Raw genomic sequence first — 18355 nt, 5'->3', positions numbered from 1 at the left:
ATTCTCCCTGCGTGAATGTTTCAACACACAGTAGTCAGGAACGGGAACAAACAGAAGAGGGTCAGCCGCCCCGCAAGAGGCGGGAAATGACTGAATGTGACGTATCACCGTGGTCAGTGCCCGGGAACAAAAATGCCCGCAACGCGTAAGCCTTGCGGGCATTGTCGATCAGGACGACATCAACTCGGCCTTAACCAGTTTCGCCTGTTCGTCGGCGTGGTACGAGGAACGCACCAGCGGGCCCGACGCAACGTTCTTGAAGCCCATTTTGTAGCCTTCTTCGGCAAACCAGGCGAACACATCCGGGTGCACGAAGCGCTGGACCGGCAAGTGGTTGCGCGAGGGTTGCAGGTACTGGCCGAGAGTCAGCATGTCGATGTCGTGTTCGCGCATGCGCTTCATGACTTCGATGACTTCTTCATCGGTTTCGCCCAGCCCCAGCATCAAGCCAGACTTGGTCGGAATATGGGGCATCATTTGCTTGAACTTCTGCAGCAACGTCAGCGACCACTGGTAATCGGAACCCGGACGTGCAGCCTTGTACAGGCGCGGTACGGTTTCCAGGTTGTGGTTGAACACATCCGGCGGCTCAGCGGCGGTGATTTCCAGCGCCACGTCCATCCGGCCACGGTAGTCCGGGACCAGGGTTTCGAGCTGTACATCCGGCGACAACTTGCGGATTTCGCGGATGCAGTCGGCGAAGTGCTGGGCACCGCCGTCACGCAGGTCGTCGCGGTCTACCGAGGTGATCACCACGTACTTCAGACGCAGGTCGGCGATGGCGATGGCCAGGCTTTGCGGCTCGTTGACGTCCAGTGGCTTCGGACGACCGTGGCCAACATCGCAGAACGGGCAACGACGGGTACAGATGTCGCCCATGATCATGAAGGTCGCGGTGCCACCGGAGAAACACTCACCCAGGTTCGGGCAGGATGCTTCTTCGCAGACGCTGTGCAGCTTGTGTTTACGCAGCAGGGCCTTGATGCGGTCGACTTCCGGGGAAACCGGGATGCGTACGCGAATCCAGTCAGGCTTTTTCGGCAACTCGGTGGTCGGAATGATCTTCACCGGAATGCGCGCAACCTTTTCGGCACCGCGCAGCTTTACGCCAGCTTCAACTTTGGCACGCGGGGCCGGGCGCTCGGTAACATCCAGCGTCGGGATCATGGTTTGCACAGCGTCTTGCGCAGTAGTCATATCAGTCGATTCCGCCCGTTAGGGTCGTCTGCTCAGCATAGTCGAGGTGTTTGACAAGCTGCGCACGCAGCCGGGCACTAACCTCGGCAAATTCAATCGGCCCGGTGTGATCGCGCAGCTGGGTCATGGCCAGCCCGGCGTATCCACAGGGGTTAATCCGTCGAAACGGCTCCAGGTCCATATCCACGTTCAGGGCCAGGCCATGAAAGGAGCAACCGTGGCGGATCCGCAGACCCAGAGAAGCGATTTTTGCACCGTTGACGTAGACGCCCGGTGCATCGGCCTTGGCTACAGCGGTTACGCCGTAGCTGGCCAGCAGCTCGATCAGGCACTGCTCCATCCGGCTGACCAGGTCGCGCACGCCGAAACCCAGCTTGCGCACGTCCAGCAGCAGATAAGCCACCAACTGACCCGGGCCGTGGTAAGTCACTTGACCACCACGGTCAACCTGCACCACCGGAATATCGCCGGGGAGCAGCAGATGCTCAGCCTTGCCGGCCTGGCCCTGGGTGAAAACCGGCGGGTGCTCGACCAGCCAGATTTCATCGGCGCGGTCACTGCCGCGCTCGTTGGTGAACCGTTGCATGGCATGCCAGACCGGCTCGTAAGCCAGCTGGCCGAGCTCGCGAAAGCCCAGCGGTTCGGACATCACAACACCATGTGCACGAAACCGGTCGCACGCAACTCGCTGTTGATGTTGTACAGCTGGTCCTGGTCGGTGGCGACGATGTGCAACTGAATCGTGGTGTACTTGCCGTTGGTGCTTTGGCGCTCATCCACACGGTCATGGTTGATCGTCGCGTGTTTCTTGACGATCTCGATGATCTTGTCTTTGTTGCCTACACCCGTATCGCTGATCACCTTAACCGGATAATCAACGTTGGGAAATTCGATCTTTGGCGCCTTTACTTCGGTGTCTGTCATGGCGTAACGGCCTCGTAAGCCGTGGCAACGGACATGGCCCCGCTCCAGATTGGAACGCAGCCATGCAGGTCCACACTAATCAGTTGAACAAGCCGTAGAAGAATAGACGGATGCTATCCCACATGCGGCGGAAGATACCACCTTCGTCAACAGCGTCCAGTGCGATCAGGTCGGCACTGTGCACGACTTTATCGTCCAGTTTCACTTCGACTTTACCAATTACGTCACCCTTGGCGATCGGCGCAACCAGGTGCGGGTTCATGCTCATGCTCGCAGCCAGTTTCTTCAACTGACCTTTAGGCATGGTCATGGTCAGGTCTTCAGCCAAACCGGCTTTAACCTGATTGGTGGTGCCTTTCCAGACTGGAGCCTGAGCCAGCTCGGCGCCCTTCTGGTAGAAGGTCTGGGTTTCGAAGAAACGGAAACCGTAAGTCAGCAGCTTCTGGGTTTCAGCAGCACGAGCCGTTTCGCTGTTGGTGCCGAACACCACAGCGATCAAACGCATGCCTTCACGTACAGCCGACGACACCATGCAGTAGCCGGCTTCATCGGTGTGACCGGTTTTCAGACCATCGACGGTCTTGTCACGCCACAGCAGCAGGTTGCGGTTCGGTTGCTTGATGCCGTTCCAGAAGAACTCTTTCTGCGAGTAGATCGCGTAGTGAGCCGGATCTTCGTGGATGATCGCGCGGGCCAGCAGCGCCATGTCGTGGGCCGACGAGTAGTGCTCCGGGTTCGGCAGGCCGGTCGGGTTCATGAAGTGACTGTTGCTCATGCCCAGATCGGCGACGGTTTTGTTCATCATGTCGGCGAACGCGTCTTCGCTACCGGCGATGTGCTCGGAGAGCGCAACACTGGCGTCGTTACCCGACTGAATGATGATGCCGTGCAGCAGGTCGCTGACCGTTACCTGAGAGCCGACCTTGATGAACATCCGCGAACCACCGGTACGCCAGGCGTTCTCGCTGACGGTCACCGGATCGTTTTCGCCGATCTGGCCGCGACGGATTTCCAGGGTCGCGATGTAGGCCGTCATCAGTTTGGTCAGGCTGGCCGGTGGCAGGCGCTGGTCACCATTGTTCTCGACCAGCACGTTACCGCTGCTGGCGTCCATGAGCACATAGGCCTTGGCAGCCAGTTGCGGTGGCGACGGCATCATCTCTGCCGCCCACGCAGCAGGTGTGATGATCAGCGGGACAAGCAGGCACAGGCGTTTGGCAAAGGTGGTGATGTTCATCCGTCTCTCGAAATTGCTAATGGAAACTTGCCCGCACGGGCAAAACTAATCTGACAACCGTTACCCGGTTGTCGCGTGTTCAGTTGCTCACTCTATGGCCCTTCACGAGCTTTTGTTGTTCGACGAGCCAACAACCGGAACCCGACCCTGCAAAGGCCAGGCCCTCAATCCGATGTCACTTATTCTGCTGTTACGACGCTAGGCTGGCCGAGATTGGCCAATCGAACGCTGTTTTGCACTTGCTGGATTTCACCCTGAGTACCGATTGGCCCCAGGCGTACCCGATGTAGCGTCTGTTGATTGCGTACGATCGAGCTGATGAAGACCGGGGCCTGCACCATCCCGCTCAGCTTCGACCTCAGCAGTTCTGCAGCGTCCGGGTTGGCGAAGGCGCCCACCTGAAGATACTGGCCAGAGGCTTGTGCAGAAGCGCTTTTTTTCGCATCCAGCTGCGCGGGCACAACGGCCGCGGCATGTTGCTGTGGTGGCGGCGTCCATTGCTCGACCGTGCCGGCCGAAGCCGTCAGCACGGGCGCGGCAGATTGCGCCACTTGCGGTTCGTTCAGCATCAACGGTGCCGGCCGGCCGCGCTGGGCCCACCACTCTTGCGGGTCAATGCCCTCGACCTTGACCCGCGCAGTGCCGATTTCGGCATAGCCGAGCTTCTTGGCAGCAGCGTAAGACAAGTCGATGATCCGGTCCGAGTAGAACGGCCCACGATCGTTGACTCGCAGAATCACGCTCTTGTTGTTGTCCAGGTTGGTCACCCGGACATAACTCGGCAACGGCAGGGTCTTGTGCGCGGCACTCATGCCGTACAAGTCATAGACTTCGCCGTTGGCGGTGTTCTGGCCGTGAAACTTGGTGCCGTACCAGGACGCCGTGCCCGAGGCGACATAGTTCTTCGACTCGTTCATCGGAAAGTAGTTTTTGCCCAGCACCGTGTACGGGTTGGCCTTGTAGGGCCCTTGGTGCAAGGTAGGCGTGGCATCCGGAATGCGCGAAATATCGACATCCCACCACGGCGCGCCGTCTTTATGGGCGCGATTGATATCCAGACCGGGCATTGCGCGAACGCCGGACGATGATTTCTGCTGCGGTGAGCGACTGGTCGAACAACTGACCACCAGCAACGATAGTGCGGCGAAAGCCATCAGCTTCAGGGGTTTACGAATCGGCATTGCCCGCATTACTTGACGCCCCGTGCTTGGACCAGCAGTTCAGACAGCTGATGCACGGCCATGGCGTACATCACGCTGCGGTTATAGCGCGTGATTGCGTAAAAATTATTCAGACCCATCCAGTATTCTGGACCATTGTCGCCTTCCAGGCGAAAAGCCGTGACCGGCATATCATCGCGCAGCGCATCATGACTTGACCAGCCCAGCGCCCGCAACTCCCCGACCGTTTTGACCGGCTCGATTCCCGGGCTCAACCCATCGTCGACCTGATCGCCACGCACTGTGGCCTGGCTGACCACCGTCTCGCCGGCGACCCAGCCGTGACGCTTGAAGTAGCTGGCAACGCTGCCGATGGCATCGTCAGGGTTGGTCCAGATATTAATGTGGCCATCACCGTCGAAATCCACAGCATAGGCGCGAAAGCTGCTCGGCATGAATTGCGGCAAGCCCATGGCACCGGCGTAAGAGCCCTTGAGGGTCAACGGGTCGAGCTGTTCTTCACGGGCCAGCAGCAGGAACTCACGCAACTCTTTGCGGAAGAATTCGGCGCGTGGCGGGTAGTCAAAGCTCAGGGTCGACAAGGCGTCGATCACCCGATAGTTGCCGGTATTGCGGCCGAAGAAGGTTTCAACGCCGATGATCGACACGATCACCTGAGCCGGAACCCCATATTCCTGCTCGGCACGGGCCAGGACGGCTTCGTGTTGACGCCAGAAATCCACACCGCGGGCGATGCGCGCGTCGGTGATGAACATCGGGCGGTATTCCTTCCACTGCTTGACCCGCTCGGCAGGCCGGGAAATCGCGTCGAGAATCGATTGTTTGCGCTCGGCTTCACGGAACACGCCCATCAGCTGTTCCCCGGCGAAACCATAGTCGCGGGTCATTTCACCGACGAATTCGGCCACTTGCGGCGAACCTTCATAATCGCCGGCCAACGCTTCCTGCGCCGCACCAAGAATGCCTACCAGGCCGACCCACGGAGCGTATCGAGCAGCCCAGCGACGCATTACCTGCATTGAAATCTTCACCTTATTCAAACCTGCGCGATCCACTTACGATGGGTATGGATCGACATCAAAACCCCAAACGCTGACAGCAGCGTCACCAGCGAAGTTCCTCCATAGCTAATGAATGGCAATGGCACCCCCACTACCGGCAACAGGCCGCTGACCATACCGATGTTGACGAAAACGTAAACAAAAAACGTCATGGTCAGGCTGCCGGCGAGCAATTTGCCGAACAATGTCTGCGCCTGAGCGGTAATCACCAGCCCACGACCGATCAACAGCAAATAGATCAGCAACAACGCACAGATGCCCACCAGACCGAACTCCTCGCCCATGACCGCGATGATGAAGTCGGTGTGGCTTTCCGGCAAAAAGTCCAGATGGGACTGGGTACCGAGCAGCCAGCCTTTACCGAATACGCCACCTGAACCGATGGCGGCTTTGGACTGAATGATGTTCCAGCCGGTGCCGAGCGGGTCACTCTCCGGATCGAGGAAGGTCAGGATCCGCTGCTTCTGGTAGTCATGCATGATGAAGAACCACATGGCGATCGCCACGGGAACGGTTGCGGCGATCACGCTGAGGATCCAGCGCCAGCGCAGGCCGCCCATGAACAGCACAAACGCGCCGCCCGCCAGAATCAGCAACGAGGTGCCAAGGTCGGGCTGGCGCACGATCAGAATGAACGGAACCCCGATCAGCATCAGGCTGATGCCCACATGCTTGAGTTGCGGAGGCAAGGTGCGCTTGGCCAGGTACCAGGCGATGGTCGCCGGCATGATGATCTTCATGAATTCCGAGGGCTGGAAGCGGATCACCCCGGGAATGTTGATCCAGCGTGTGGCGCCCATGGCGTTGTGGCCCATGACGTCCACCACCACCAACAACACGACACCCAGCACATAGGCCAGTGGCACCCAACGCGCCATGAACCTGGGCTCCAGCTGAGCAATGATGACCATCGACACCAGACCGATGCCAAACGAGGTTGCCTGTTTGATCAGCAGATCCCAGCTCTTGCCACTGGCCGAATACAGCACGAACAGACTGCCCGCCGCGAGCGTCAGCAGCAGGATCAGCAAGGGGCCATCAATGTGCATGCGTTGCAATAGCGTCGCGCGGCGACGCATCACATCCTCACTGGAGAGGATGCGATCAAAATTACTCTTCACGGGCCGTAGCCTCCGCGCTTGTAGGGCTGGCAAACTCAGGCTTGAGCTGGCCGTTCTGGCCCAGTAGCCAGGCATCCATCACCTGACGCACTACCGGTGCGGCGACGCCGGAGCCGGACTCGCCGTTCTCGACCATGACCGCCACTGTGATTTTCGGGTTATCGGCCGGAGCAAAACCGACGAACAAGGCGTGGTCGCGGTGACGCTCCTGAACCTTGGAACGGTCGTACTTCTCGCCCTGTTTGATCGCCACCACCTGGGCCGTACCGCTTTTGCCGGCAATCCGGTATGGCGAGCCGATGGCAGCCTTGCGCGCGGTACCGCGGGCACCGTGCATCACCTGCTGCATGCCGTGATTGACCTTCATCCAGTCGGACGGATCGCGCAGGACGATGTCCGCCATCGGGTTCGCATCGACCGGTTTCTCTCCTTCGATGGTTTTCGCCAGATGCGGGCGATTCCACTTGCCCTTGTTGGCCACCAATGCCGTGGCCTGAGCCAATTGCAACGGCGTCGACTGCATGTAGCCCTGACCGATACCCAGAATCAGCGTCTCGCCCGGGAACCAGGCCTGACGACGGGTAATCCGCTTCCATTCACGCGTTGGCATCAGCCCTGGCGACTCTTCGAACATGTCCAGGGAAACTTTCTGACCGATGCCGAATTTGCCCAGGTAAGAGGACAGTCGATCGATCCCCAGCTTGTGCGCCAGGTCATAAAAGTAGGTGTCGTTGGAACGCATGATCGCCGTATCCAGATCCACATAGCCGTCACCGGTGCGGTTCCAGTTCCGGTACTTGTGGTCGTAGTTGGGCAACATGTAGTAACCCGGGTCGAAGACCCGGGTCGAGGCGGTGACCACGCCAGAGTCCAGCCCGGCAATCGCCACCGCCGGTTTGATCGTCGACCCCGGCGGATACAGACCACGCAGGACCCGGTTGAACAGTGGGCGATCGATGGAGTCGCGCAACTCGGCGTAAGCCTTGAAGCTGATGCCGGTGACAAACAGGTTCGGATCGAAACTCGGCTGGCTGACCATCGCCAGAACCTCGCCGGTATTCGGGTCCAGAGCCACCACCGCGCCACGTCGACCGCCCAGGGCGAGTTCGGCGGCCTCCTGCAATTTGATGTCCAGGCTCAGGACAATGTCCTTGCCGGGAATCGGATCGGTACGCTTGAGTACCCGCAACACGCGACCACGGGCATTGGTCTCGACTTCTTCGTAACCGACCTGACCGTGCAATTCGGGCTCGTAAAAGCGCTCGATGCCGGTTTTGCCAATTTGATGGGTGCCGCTGTAACCCACCGGATCCAGAGTCTTGAGCTCTTTCTCGTTGATCCGCCCCATGTACCCGACCGAGTGTGCAAAATGCGCGCCCTGCGGATAGTGGCGCACCAGCTGCGCAACCACTTCAACGCCCGGCAGGCGGAACTGATTCACCGCAATCCGGGCGATCTGCTCTTCCGTCAGCTCGAACAGGATCGGCACCGGCTCAAACGGTCGGCGCCCCTGCTTCATGCGTTTTTCGAAGACCACCCGGTCTTCGGGCGTCAGTTGCAGCACTTCAACGATCACATCGAGCACTTGCTTCCAGTCACCCGAACGCTCGCGGGTCATGCTCAGGCTGAAGCTGGGCCGATTATCGGCCACCACAACGCCATTGCGGTCGAAGATCATCCCGCGGGACGGCGGAATCGGCTGCACATGAACGCGATTGTTCTCCGACAGCGTGGAGTGATACTCGTACTGGATCACCTGAAGGAAATACAGCCGCGCGATCAGCACGCCGATCAGCGTTACCACCGCAATTGCACCGAACACGACCCGGCCACGCACCAGACGGGCGTCTTTCTCGTGGTCCTTGATGCGGATCGGCTGAGACATGAGGGCGCTGAACTACTTGTGGTAAGGGTGCCCGGACAGCACTGTCCAGGCGCGATACAGCTGTTCACCGATCAGAATCCGCACCAGCGGATGCGGCAAGGTCAGCGGCGACAGCGACCAGCGCTGATCGGCCCGCGCGCAGACTTCAGGCGCCAACCCCTCGGGGCCGCCGACCATGAAATTCACCGTACGCGAATCCAGCCGCCAGCGATCGAGCTCGACCGCCAGTTGCTCGGTGCTCCAGGGCTTGCCGTGCACTTCGAGGGTAACGACGCGCTCGTTCGGGCCGACCTTGGCCAGCATGGCTTCGCCCTCCTGGCGAATGAAGCGCGCCACGTCAGCGTTCTTGCCACGGGTGTTGAGCGGTATTTCCACCAGCTCCAGCGCCAGCTCGGATGGCAGACGCTTGGCATACTCATGCCAGCCTTCTTCCACCCATTTGGGCATGCGGGAACCGACGGCGATCAGACGCAGTCGCACAGCGGCCCCTTATTCCTGGTCGCGGTTGAGCTTGATGAAGTGCTCGTGGGAGTTTTCCGGGCTGTGGTGAGCAGCGTTCAGAGCACGACTCTGTTCAGCGCCAGACCACAGACGCTCAAGGTCATAGAACTGACGTGCAGAGGCGGTCATCATGTGCACGATGACGATGTCCAGGTCCAGCAGAACCCAGTCGCTGTTGCCTTTGCCTTCTTCGCCCAACGGCTTGAGGCCATGTTTTTTCACTTCTTCGCGAACCTTGTCGAGCATCGCGTTGATCTGGCGAGAAGAGGTACCGGTCGCGATGATCATGTAATCGGTGATGCTGTGCTTTTCGCGCACATCGATTACGTGGATATCTACCGCTTTGACGTCTTCCAGAGCCGCTACTGTCAGCTTGACTACTTCTTCGCCGCTAATTTGTACTTTGTTCGTCATATAAAACTCGTTCAGCTCGTATGTTCGGGCGCTTCAATACACGTTTATTCGTGCCTTGAAGCGCTCCTTTTCAGTTCGACGCACGGTAAAGTCCGTGCGCATCGATGTAGGCCAGGACCGCGTCAGGCACCAGGAAACGTACCGACTTACCGCTGGCCAGCAGTTGACGGATCTGGGTGGCGGATACCGCGAGCGGCGTCTGCCAGACGAATGCAATGTGTCCGCTCGGCCCCTTGAGGGCCAGCGGGTCGCTCACCGAGCGCGCTGCCAGCAGGTTGCGCAGGGCATCCGGCGGTTCGCTGTCGGCATCCGGGCGTTGCAGCACCAGGATGTGGCAATACTGGAGCAACTCTTCCCAGCGATGCCAAGTGGGCAGGCCGCAAAATGCGTCCCAGCCCAAAAGTAGAAATAACTGGTCATCAGCGGCCAACTCGGCCCGCATCAGTTCCAGGGTGTCGATAGTGTAGGACGGTTTGTCCCGTTGCAGCTCACGAGCGTCCACCACCAACGGTGCAACGCCCGCTACCGCACATTCGACCATCGCCAGACGGTCGGGGGCCGAAACCTGTGGCGTATCCCGATGCGGCGGCCTGGCACTGGGTGTCAGACGCAGCTCATCGAGCGCCAGCGATTCGGCAACCTCCAGTGCACCGCGCAAATGGCCGATGTGTACCGGGTCGAAGGTCCCGCCCAGCACGCCAATGCGTCGAGGCAGGGGTTCGCTTGGGGTCACGGTAGCTGACTGGCGTTTATCGGCCAAGTCAGACCGACTCCTGACCGCGCAACTGGCCATCACCGACCACGATGTACTTCTCGCACGTCAAACCTTCGAGCCCCACCGGACCGCGGGCGTGCAGCTTATCAGTAGAAATGCCAATCTCCGCACCCAATCCATACTCGAAGCCATCGGCGAAGCAGGTCGGGGTGTTGATCATCACGGAACTGGAGTCGACCTCAGCAACAAAACGCCGGGCCTCGCCCTGATGCTCGGTAACGATCGAGTCGGTGTGATGGGAGCCGTAATGGTTGATATGTTCGATGGCCTCATCCAGCCCGTCGACCACGCGGATCGACAGGATCGGTGCCAGGTATTCGGTGTTCCAGTCTTCTTCGGTTGCCGCGACCATGTCGATGACTGCGCGAGTTCGCTCGCAACCCCGAAGCTCGACACCCTTGGCGCGGAACTGTTCGGCCATCGCCGGCAAGAAATCGGTGGCCACCGCCTGATCGACCAGCAAGGTTTCCATGGCGCCGCAGATACCATAACGATAAGTCTTGGCGTTGAACGCGATGCGCTGGGCCTTGGGCAATTCGGCGTGGGCACTGACATAAATGTGGCAGATGCCGTCCAGGTGCTTGATCACCGGCACGCGGGCGTCACGGCTGACGCGCTCGATCAGACCCTTGCCGCCACGGGGCACGATCACGTCGACGTATTCGGGCATGGTGATCAGCGCGCCAACGGCTGCGCGATCAGTGACTTCAACCACTTGCACCACGGCAGCCGGCAACCCGGCTTCGGCCAGGCCACGCTGAATGCACGCGGCGATTGCGCGGTTGGAATGAATGGCTTCCGAGCCACCACGCAAGATGGTTGCGTTGCCCGACTTCAGGCACAGGCTCGCGGCGTCGATGGTCACGTTCGGACGCGACTCATAGATAATTCCCACGACGCCCAGCGGCACGCGCATCTTGCCGACTTGAATACCCGATGGCCGATAGCTCATGTCGCGGATCGCGCCAATCGGGTCCGGCAGGCTGGCCACCTGACGCAAACCGACAATCATGCTGTCGATCCGTGCCGGAGTCAGCGCCAGACGCTCAAGCATGGCCGGCTCAAGACCGTTGGCCCGACCAGCGGCCAGGTCCAGTTCATTAGCGGTGGTCAACTCGGCGCGAGCGGCATCCAAAGCCGCGGCGGCAGCGTGCAGCGCGCGGTTTTTCTGCGCGGTGCTGGCACGGCCGATCACGCGGGAGGCTTCGCGGGCAGCGCGACCCAAACGGGTCATGTAGTCAAGAACGGACTCAGTCATGGTCTCTATGGTCTTGGCAAAGAGGAAAGCGGCAGATTATAGCTGTCGCGCTCTCCTACTAACAGCGGTGACGGGCGGATGGTCGAAATGGGGTGCAAATACCCACTGTTCAGCCTCGATTAAGGCTTAAGTTGTTATCATTCGGTCACATTTAGCCGAATTGCCCTTGGCCATCATGTCCAATCTGATCACCGAGAACCCGCCCAACGCCCTGCCTGACCAGTTTTTCAACCGGGACGCTCAGATACTTGCTCGCGATTTACTGGGTAAAGTCATCCGCCATCGGGTCGGTAATCTGTGGCTTTCGGCGCGAATCATTGAGACCGAAGCCTATTACTGTGCCGAGAAAGGCAGCCATGCCTCCCTTGGCTACACGGAAAAACGTAAGGCTTTGTTTCTGGATGGCGGCCACATCTATATGTACTACGCCCGTGGCGGCGATTCGCTGAACTTCAGCGCGCACGGGCCGGGTAATGCCGTCCTGATCAAATCGGCCTATCCGTGGGTCGACGAGTTGTCCGGCCCCGCGAGCCTGGCACAAATGCTCTTGAACAACCCCGACGCCAATGGTCGACCGCGCCCGTCGCAGAAGCTCTGCGCCGGCCAGACTCTGCTATGCAAGGCACTCGGCCTGAAAGTACCCGCCTGGGATGCCAAACGCTTCGATCATGAGTTGCTGTTTGTCGAAGATGTCGGCACGCCACCGGCGCACGTCATTCAAACCACTCGTCTAGGCATTCCGCACGGGCGCGACGAACACTTGATGTACCGCTTCGTCGATGCCGCCTACGCGCCTTATTGCACCCGAAACCCGCTACGCCGTGGCCAGGTCGAAGGTTGCGACTATTTTCTGATCTGAAACCTGTAGGGGCTGGCGACGCCTGCGATCTTCTCTCTGGCACGTACAAAAGCCAGATCAAAAGATCGCAGCCGTAGGCAGTGCCAAAATGACACCAATCCAATGGAGTTGAATCGATGGGCCCATGGCTCGATAGCCTGACCGGCTGGTTGACGGCAAACCCGCAATGGCTGGCCGCGGCGGTCTTCATAGTGACGTGCGTGGAGTGCCTGGCGATTGCCGGGCTGATCGTGCCGGGCACGGTATTGTTATTTGCCATCACCGTGCTGGCCGGCAGTGGTGCGCTGTCCCTGGGCGAGACCCTGCTAATGGGTTTTCTCGGTGGCTTGCTTGGCGACGCGGCGTCTTATTTGCTCGGCAGACGCTTCCACCAGAACATTCGTCGCCTGCCGGGGCTGCGCCATCACCCCGAGTGGATCAGCGGCGCCGAGGCGTATTTCCAGCGCTATGGCATCGCCAGCCTGCTGGTCGGGCGCTTTATTGGCCCGTTGCGACCGATGCTGCCGATGGTTGCCGGGATGTTCGACATGCCATTTCCACGTTTTATTGCCGTCAGCGTGCTGGCTGCAGCAGGCTGGACGGTTGCCTATTTGCTGCCGGGCTGGGCCACTGGCGCAGCGATTCGCCTGCCGTTGCCCGAAGGGTTCTGGCCACAAGCCGGGATCGTCGCGGGCAGCATCGCGGTGCTGGTGGGTCTGAGTATCAACAGTACCCTGCGCCGCCACCGCAAGGTCACGCTGCTGATAACAGGCCTGAGCCTGATGATTCTGGCAGGACTGTTTATCGGCTATCCGTACTTGGCTCAGCTCGATCATGGCGTGATGACGCTGGTACAAGAACACCGCAGCCCGTCGATGGATGAGGTGATGGTGGCCCTGACGCAGCTCGGCGAATTTCGCACGATGCTGCTGGCCAGCACTCTGGTGACGATCCTGCTGCTGGCCACCCGGCAATGGCGACACGCTACCTTCGCCGGCGCCACGCTACTGTGCACCGCCCTGGCCAATACCGCGACCAAGTGGTTTTTCGCCCGCATGCGCCCGGAAGTGCTGACTGATCCGCTGACCAGCTACAGCATGCCCAGCGGCCACAGCTCCGGTTCGTTCGCCCTGTTCCTGACTCTGGCGGTACTCGCCGGACGCGGCCAGCCACCGCGAATGCGCCTGACCTGGCTGCTGCTGGGTTGTTTGCCTGCGGCGTCGATCGCACTGTCGCGGGTGTATCTCGGAGCCCATTGGCCGACAGATATCCTGGCAGGCGCCATGCTCGCCGCCTGCTTCTGCGCGGCCAGCCTGGCCCTGAGCCAACGCCAGCGCCCCTTGGGCGTAATGCCGCGCAAAGTCTGGTGGCTGGTACTGCCGGCGCTGGTGGCGTTGTTTGGTTTCTTCGCGCTGTGGCATTTGCCTTATGCGATGGCGCGGTATGCGTATTGAGACGAGCTTGCGGATTGGGCTCCAATCGAAATCCATGCGAGCCATGAGGACGTCTTCGCGGGCAAGCCTCGCTCCTACAAGGACCGCGCAATACCCGTAGGAGCGAGGCTGTTGTGGCTCAATGTTTTTGGACCATGATGTAGGAGTGTCGACCTAAGGAAGCGTCATGGGATATCGGGTTGTTACCTCTGAGGAAAAAGCGGAAGCCATACGCTTGGTTGTGGAGTTCGATCGTTCCCACGCTCTGCGTGGGAATGCAGCCTGTGACGCTCTGCGTCACATTCAAGAGCGGACGCCGAGCGTCCAGTAGGGCATTCCCACGCAGGAGCGTGGGAACGAAGGGTCAAAGGCTAGGCAAACAACTCCCCCTGCAACTCATCAAGCAACGCCTGGATCGCGTCCAGGCGTTGTTGCGGATCGTCCAGTTGCAGCAGGTCGATCTTGTCCAGTTCGGAAAAGGGCAACAGATAAGCCAGCTGATTGGCCAATGATTGCTGGCCCGTTGCCTCGGTGCCCATGTTCAAGGCTTCGACCATCGGGTGCTCGGCCAATGCCTTGAGCAAAGCGATCAAGTCGGCATCTTCATTCTGCAAGGGCTTCTCGGGCAGTTCGCCCAGCCACTCGATCTCGGCCACGGTCAGCTGATCGCGCTGGACCTCGGCGCTCAGCACGCGAAACCGACGCCGGCCTTCCACACGAATCCCCAGCAGGCCGTTGTCCTGCTGCTTGAAGTCGGTGATCACCGCCTCGCACCCGACCCGGGCATAGCCCTCGGGGGCGACACCGACTTCATCGCCTTCGACAATGCACACTACGCCAAAGCCACCGCCCTGTTTCATGCAGCGACCGATCATGTCCAGATAACGCGCCTCGAAGATCTGCAAGTCGAGGATGCACCCTGGAAACAACACCGTGTTCAGAGGGAATAGCGCCAGACTCATAAAGGTTTCCTTAAACCACCATCGACACTGCCAACGGCAGGAACACCGCCGTGGCTACACCCATCAAACTCATCGCCAACGCGGCGAAAGCGCCACATTCTTCACCTTCCTGCAACGCCACCGAGGTGCCGACCGCATGCGCCGTCATGCCCAGCGCCATACCGCGGGCTTCAGGGCTATGGACACCTAAACGAGTCAAAAGACCCGGACCGAAAATCGCCCCGATCACCCCGGTGATCAACACGAATACCGCCGCCAATGCCGCGACACCCCCAATCTGTTCAGCCACCAACATGGCGATTGGCGAGGTCACCGACTTGGGTGCCATGGTCATCAGGACCATGTGTCCGGTGCCAAACCACCAACCCAGAAACACACCGAGGCCTGTCGCCACCACACCACCTATCACCAGCGTAGTAAATATCGGCCAGAACAGCTGCCGAATCCGCCGCAGATTGAGATAGAGCGGTACCGCCAGGGCAACCGTTGCCGGCCCCAGCAGAATGCTGAGGATCTCGGTACTTTTGCGGTATTCGGTGTAGGTCAGGCCGCAACCGACCAGTACGCCGATCACCAACAGCATCGACACCAGCACCGGTTGCAAAAATATCCATCGGGTTTTCTCGAACGCCGCCAACACCAGTTGGTAGGCGCCCAAGGTAATGCCTATGCCAAACAACGGGTGATGAATGACCGCCGCCAGGGCACCCTGCCAATTGAAGGTCATTGGGTATCCTCCCGACGCGCCTGGCGCTTGACCAACTTGTTCATCAGCACTCCGACGAAAGCCATGGAGATCACCAGCGACAACACCAGCGCGCCGACGATCGCCCAGAAGTCCGCGGCAATGTCGGCGGCATAAACCATCACCCCTACCGCAGGCGGTACCAGCAGCAATGGCAAATAACGTAACAAACTGCTGGCCGCCAGGCTCAACGGTTCAGCGACCTCGCCACGCGAAATCAGAAACGCCAGCAACAGCAGCAGACCCACAATCGGCCCAGGTAGAACCGGCAAAAACAGGTGATTGATGGCCGTGCCGAGCAATTGAAACAGCACCAGCCAGGTCAGGCCGCGTAACAACATTCATCGTCTCCCGCAAAAAACGCGCCGGGCATTATAAGCATGCCGCGTCCTATGAACCGGCATTCGCAAAAACCATAAATGGTTGACCGGAGCAAGTGGCCATGATGATCTAAAGTGGTTGCCAGGGGGCCAACCCCATCATTTAAAAAACTATAAAACCGATGAACCCAAGGAGAGTCTCAATGCCCTATGTTCCCGTTGCAGAGCTCAAAGATTATGTCGGCAAGGAACTCGGACGTTCCGAATGGCTCACGATCGATCAAGACCGCATCAACCTGTTCGCCGAAGCCACTGGCGATTATCAGTTCATCCACGTTGATCCGGTGAAGGCGGCGCAAACGCCGTTTGGCAGCACAATCGCCCACGGCTTTTTGTCGCTGTCGCTGATCCCGAAATTGATGGAAGACCTTCTGGTATTGCCTGAAGGTCTGAAAATGGTCGTCAACTATGGACTGGACAGCGTGCGTTTCATCCAGCCAGTCAAGGTCAACTCCAAAGTCCGGCTCAAGGTCGACCTGACGGAAGTCATCGAAAAGAAACCCGGCCAATGGCTGCTCAAGGCCACAGCCACCCTGGAAATAGAAGGATCGGAAAAACCGGCGTACATTGCTGAACCGCTGTCGCTGGCGTTCGTTTAACCCCTCCCGGATGCGAAGCAGTTCCTGCTGTTTCGCACCGCGTCTCTATATATCAGACACATAGCTGCGGCATACTCGGTCGCCTAATTGCCCGGATCCTGCTATGCGCTCACTTGCACCCCTCGTTTTAACCCTGTTGCTCACCGCGTGCGGCGACGGCGAATCGCTGTTGCCGCCCGATGCCCGCTTGCCAGATGGCGGGCGCTATCACGGCGATGTGGTCAACGGCTTATTGCAGGGGCAGGGCCGCGTCGATTACCCGAATGGCAGCTGGTACGCCGGTCAGTTCGACAAGGGTCAGTGGCATGGCAAGGGTGAATGGCACGGCAGCAATGGCGAGGTTTACAGCGGGCAGTTCCAGCAAGGCCTGTTCGATGGCCAGGGCACCCTGACCACCAGTGGCAGCAGTTACACCGGCGGTTTCAAGCTGGGTCGTCGCGACGGTGAAGGCACGCTCAAAGAAGACGGCATGACCTACCGCGGCGAGTTCAAGGCCGACCAGTATTCAGGGCTCGGTCGTCTGGAGCTCGAAGACGGTAGTCAATACCAGGGCCAGTTCGCCCATGGCAAACCCAATGGCGAAGGCCAGCGCGGCGATGCAAGCGGCAACCAGTTCACAGGCCATTTCGTCGATGGTCAACTGGAAGGCAACGGCACCTTCAGTAGCGCCGAAGGTGACATGTACATCGGTGGCTTCAAGCAGAACCAGTTGCACGGCAAGGGCCGCTACGAAAACGCCGATGGCGATGTCTGGATCGGCCAGTTCAAAGAAGGTGCACTCAATGGCAAAGGGGAGCTGATCGGCGTCGACGGCAGCCATTACATCGGGCAGTTCAGTGACTGGCGCTTCACCGGCCTGGGCCGCTTGAACCTCAGCGATGGCAGTTTCTATATTGGCCAGTTCGATAGCGACAGCTATCAGGGCAACGGCACGCTGGTGCTGCGCGATGGCACCGTGCAAAGCGGTTATTGGGTCAATGGCCAACGGGTGCGTGATGCCGACGGCAAACTATTGCCGGACACGCTGGAACTCGGCTTGCTGGCTCAAGGTCGCCTGCTCGAACAAGCCTTGGCCAACGTGCCCGCGTCCACCCCGGCGGTCGAGTTGTACAGCCTGACGCTGGCCGGTGACGGCAAACAAAGTGTGTTCCTGCGTGAGGCCGACTACGTCAGCAACATGCTCGCCAGCCGCTTTGGCGCCTATGGCCAGATCCGCCTGGTCAACCACCGCGACCACCTTGGTGATCGGCCCATGGCCACCCGAGAGAGTCTGCGGCGTGCGGTCCTGACTCTGGCCGAGCGCAGCGGTCCGGAAGATTTGCTGTTCATTTACCTGACCAGTCACGGCACCCAAGAACACGAGCTGGTGCTGGACCAGCCGCGTCTGGAGCTGGCCGACCTGCCGGCCGACGAGTTGGCCGCAGTGCTCGCACCGCTGAAGAATCGCGACAAGATCATTGTGATCTCGGCCTGTTATTCCGGCGGTTTTATCCCGGCGCTCAAAGATGAGAGAACCTTGATCATGACGGCCTCACGGGCTGACAGGGTGTCCTTTGGCTGCTCGGAAGAAGCTGACTTCACCTACTTCGGCGACGCACTGTTCGCCCAGGCATTGAACCAGACCGACGACCTGCAGCAAGCCTTCGCCCTGGCCAAGGCGACTGTCGCCGCACGCGAGCAGGCAGACAGCTTCGAAGCGTCGGAGCCACAAATCTGGGCGCCCAAGGGCGTCCTCGCGCGCTGGCAGTTGTTGCGTAAACAGCAAGCACGAAAGGCTCTCGAAAGCGCCTCCTTGAACAACAAGGTAACAAAGAGCAACTAAGCTGAAACAGTATCAAGGGGGA

At 59.6% G+C, this 18355-nt stretch carries 19 protein-coding genes; 4 read left to right on the top strand and 15 right to left on the bottom strand.

The window, feature by feature from the left end:
- Positions 1–168: 168 nt before the first annotated feature.
- The 12 genes from lipA to AC07VR_RS21815 form a co-directional block, all read right to left on the bottom strand.
- A complete protein-coding gene (lipA, locus tag AC07VR_RS21870; RefSeq protein ID WP_494995086.1) occupies positions 169–1167 on the bottom strand; it encodes a lipoyl synthase in 999 nt (332 codons plus the stop codon).
- Between the two features lie 31 nt (positions 1168–1198).
- The gene (lipB, locus tag AC07VR_RS21865; RefSeq protein WP_054594204.1) at positions 1199–1846 is read right to left on the bottom strand and encodes a lipoyl(octanoyl) transferase LipB; all 648 of its coding nucleotides are present in this window, start codon (positions 1844–1846) and stop codon (positions 1199–1201) included.
- Positions 1846–2121 (bottom strand): DUF493 domain-containing protein, encoded by a 276-nt coding sequence (locus AC07VR_RS21860; protein ID WP_003215438.1) that lies wholly within the window; start codon positions 2119–2121, stop codon positions 1846–1848. The genes lipB and AC07VR_RS21860 overlap by 1 nt, the downstream gene beginning before the upstream one ends.
- 79 nt (positions 2122–2200) lie before the next feature.
- Positions 2201–3358 carry a D-alanyl-D-alanine carboxypeptidase family protein gene (locus AC07VR_RS21855; RefSeq protein WP_495012492.1) on the bottom strand — a complete coding sequence of 386 codons (1158 nt, stop codon included), beginning with the start codon at positions 3356–3358 and terminating at the stop codon, positions 2201–2203.
- A 179-nt stretch (positions 3359–3537) separates the two neighbouring features.
- A complete protein-coding gene (locus AC07VR_RS21850; RefSeq protein ID WP_495012491.1) occupies positions 3538–4548 on the bottom strand; it encodes a septal ring lytic transglycosylase RlpA family protein in 1011 nt (336 codons plus the stop codon).
- Positions 4548–5558: a lytic murein transglycosylase B gene (gene mltB, locus AC07VR_RS21845; protein WP_494995025.1), complete on the bottom strand. Its 1011-nt coding sequence runs from the start codon at positions 5556–5558 to the stop codon at positions 4548–4550. The genes AC07VR_RS21850 and mltB overlap by 1 nt, the downstream gene beginning before the upstream one ends.
- Positions 5559–5575: 17 nt before the next feature.
- The gene (gene rodA, locus AC07VR_RS21840; RefSeq protein ID WP_494995085.1) at positions 5576–6679 is read right to left on the bottom strand and encodes a rod shape-determining protein RodA; all 1104 of its coding nucleotides are present in this window, start codon (positions 6677–6679) and stop codon (positions 5576–5578) included.
- A gap of 31 nt (positions 6680–6710) precedes the next feature.
- The gene (gene mrdA / locus AC07VR_RS21835; RefSeq protein WP_494995024.1) at positions 6711–8606 is read right to left on the bottom strand and encodes a penicillin-binding protein 2; all 1896 of its coding nucleotides are present in this window, start codon (positions 8604–8606) and stop codon (positions 6711–6713) included.
- Between the two features lie 12 nt (positions 8607–8618).
- The gene (rlmH, locus tag AC07VR_RS21830; protein ID WP_007937439.1) at positions 8619–9086 is read right to left on the bottom strand and encodes a 23S rRNA (pseudouridine(1915)-N(3))-methyltransferase RlmH; all 468 of its coding nucleotides are present in this window, start codon (positions 9084–9086) and stop codon (positions 8619–8621) included.
- Positions 9087–9095: 9 nt separating this feature from the next.
- A complete protein-coding gene (gene rsfS, locus AC07VR_RS21825; RefSeq protein ID WP_494995023.1) occupies positions 9096–9521 on the bottom strand; it encodes a ribosome silencing factor in 426 nt (141 codons plus the stop codon).
- Positions 9522–9591: 70 nt separating this feature from the next.
- A complete protein-coding gene (gene nadD, locus AC07VR_RS21820; protein WP_494995084.1) occupies positions 9592–10236 on the bottom strand; it encodes a nicotinate-nucleotide adenylyltransferase in 645 nt (214 codons plus the stop codon).
- A gap of 46 nt (positions 10237–10282) precedes the next feature.
- Positions 10283–11554 (bottom strand): glutamate-5-semialdehyde dehydrogenase, encoded by a 1272-nt coding sequence (locus AC07VR_RS21815; RefSeq protein WP_495012490.1) that lies wholly within the window; start codon positions 11552–11554, stop codon positions 10283–10285.
- Between the two features lie 175 nt (positions 11555–11729).
- Here AC07VR_RS21815 and AC07VR_RS21810 point away from each other — a divergent pair, with 175 nt between their 5' ends.
- Together AC07VR_RS21810 and AC07VR_RS21805 are read left to right on the top strand one after the other, a co-directional pair.
- Positions 11730–12413: a DNA-3-methyladenine glycosylase gene (locus AC07VR_RS21810; RefSeq protein WP_494995021.1), complete on the top strand. Its 684-nt coding sequence runs from the start codon at positions 11730–11732 to the stop codon at positions 12411–12413.
- A 116-nt stretch (positions 12414–12529) separates the two neighbouring features.
- On the top strand, positions 12530–13846 hold the full coding sequence (locus AC07VR_RS21805; protein WP_495012489.1) for a bifunctional DedA family/phosphatase PAP2 family protein: 1317 nt from the start codon (positions 12530–12532) through the stop codon (positions 13844–13846).
- 350 nt (positions 13847–14196) lie between these two features.
- Here AC07VR_RS21805 and AC07VR_RS21800 read toward each other — a convergent pair whose 3' ends face one another.
- Genes AC07VR_RS21800 through AC07VR_RS21790 form a run of 3 tightly spaced genes read right to left on the bottom strand, consistent with a single transcriptional unit; the run spans position 14197 to position 15873 of the window.
- Positions 14197–14787, bottom strand: coding sequence for an LON peptidase substrate-binding domain-containing protein (locus AC07VR_RS21800; protein WP_494995019.1), 591 nt, complete (start codon positions 14785–14787; stop codon positions 14197–14199).
- 10 nt (positions 14788–14797) lie between these two features.
- Entirely contained in the window at positions 14798–15514 is a 717-nt protein-coding gene (locus AC07VR_RS21795) for an LrgB family protein (RefSeq protein ID WP_495012488.1), read from the bottom strand.
- Positions 15511–15873 carry a CidA/LrgA family protein gene (locus AC07VR_RS21790; protein ID WP_494995017.1) on the bottom strand — a complete coding sequence of 121 codons (363 nt, stop codon included), beginning with the start codon at positions 15871–15873 and terminating at the stop codon, positions 15511–15513. Before AC07VR_RS21790 ends, AC07VR_RS21795 begins: the two co-directional genes overlap by 4 nt.
- A 182-nt stretch (positions 15874–16055) precedes the next feature.
- Here AC07VR_RS21790 and AC07VR_RS21785 point away from each other — a divergent pair, with 182 nt between their 5' ends.
- Together AC07VR_RS21785 and AC07VR_RS21780 are read left to right on the top strand one after the other, a co-directional pair.
- On the top strand, positions 16056–16511 hold the full coding sequence (locus AC07VR_RS21785; protein ID WP_495012487.1) for a MaoC family dehydratase: 456 nt from the start codon (positions 16056–16058) through the stop codon (positions 16509–16511).
- A 103-nt stretch (positions 16512–16614) separates the two neighbouring features.
- The gene (locus AC07VR_RS21780) at positions 16615–18333 is read left to right on the top strand and encodes a C13 family peptidase (RefSeq protein WP_495012486.1); all 1719 of its coding nucleotides are present in this window, start codon (positions 16615–16617) and stop codon (positions 18331–18333) included.
- The last annotated feature ends 22 nt before the right edge of the window (positions 18334–18355 follow it).

It is taken from the genome of Pseudomonas sp. GW821-FHT02H09 (genome assembly GCF_059421425.1).
The sequence above is the reverse complement of the archived record's forward strand: the minus strand, read 5'-3'. Positions and strand labels throughout refer to the sequence as shown.

Coding starts and splice junctions, on each gene's coding strand:
- lipA (WP_494995086.1), bottom strand. CDS start 1,167: ATGATCCCGACGCTGGATGTTACCGAGCGCCCGGCCCCGCGTGCCAAA.
- lipB (WP_054594204.1), bottom strand. CDS start 1,846: ATGTCCGAACCGCTGGGCTTTCGCGAGCTCGGCCAGCTGGCTTACGAG.
- AC07VR_RS21860 (WP_003215438.1), bottom strand. CDS start 2,121: ATGACAGACACCGAAGTAAAGGCGCCAAAGATCGAATTTCCCAACGTT.
- AC07VR_RS21855 (WP_495012492.1), bottom strand. CDS start 3,358: ATGAACATCACCACCTTTGCCAAACGCCTGTGCCTGCTTGTCCCGCTG.
- AC07VR_RS21850 (WP_495012491.1), bottom strand. CDS start 4,548: ATGCGGGCAATGCCGATTCGTAAACCCCTGAAGCTGATGGCTTTCGCC.
- mltB (WP_494995025.1), bottom strand. CDS start 5,558: ATGCAGGTAATGCGTCGCTGGGCTGCTCGATACGCTCCGTGGGTCGGC.
- rodA (WP_494995085.1), bottom strand. CDS start 6,679: ATGCGTCGCCGCGCGACGCTATTGCAACGCATGCACATTGATGGCCCC.
- mrdA (WP_494995024.1), bottom strand. CDS start 8,606: ATGTCTCAGCCGATCCGCATCAAGGACCACGAGAAAGACGCCCGTCTG.
- rsfS (WP_494995023.1), bottom strand. CDS start 9,521: ATGACGAACAAAGTACAAATTAGCGGCGAAGAAGTAGTCAAGCTGACA.
- AC07VR_RS21815 (WP_495012490.1), bottom strand. CDS start 11,554: ATGACTGAGTCCGTTCTTGACTACATGACCCGTTTGGGTCGCGCTGCC.
- AC07VR_RS21810 (WP_494995021.1), top strand. CDS start 11,730: ATGTCCAATCTGATCACCGAGAACCCGCCCAACGCCCTGCCTGACCAG.
- AC07VR_RS21805 (WP_495012489.1), top strand. CDS start 12,530: ATGGGCCCATGGCTCGATAGCCTGACCGGCTGGTTGACGGCAAACCCG.
- AC07VR_RS21800 (WP_494995019.1), bottom strand. CDS start 14,787: ATGAGTCTGGCGCTATTCCCTCTGAACACGGTGTTGTTTCCAGGGTGC.
- AC07VR_RS21795 (WP_495012488.1), bottom strand. CDS start 15,514: ATGACCTTCAATTGGCAGGGTGCCCTGGCGGCGGTCATTCATCACCCG.
- AC07VR_RS21790 (WP_494995017.1), bottom strand. CDS start 15,873: ATGTTGTTACGCGGCCTGACCTGGCTGGTGCTGTTTCAATTGCTCGGC.
- AC07VR_RS21785 (WP_495012487.1), top strand. CDS start 16,056: ATGCCCTATGTTCCCGTTGCAGAGCTCAAAGATTATGTCGGCAAGGAA.
- AC07VR_RS21780 (WP_495012486.1), top strand. CDS start 16,615: ATGCGCTCACTTGCACCCCTCGTTTTAACCCTGTTGCTCACCGCGTGC.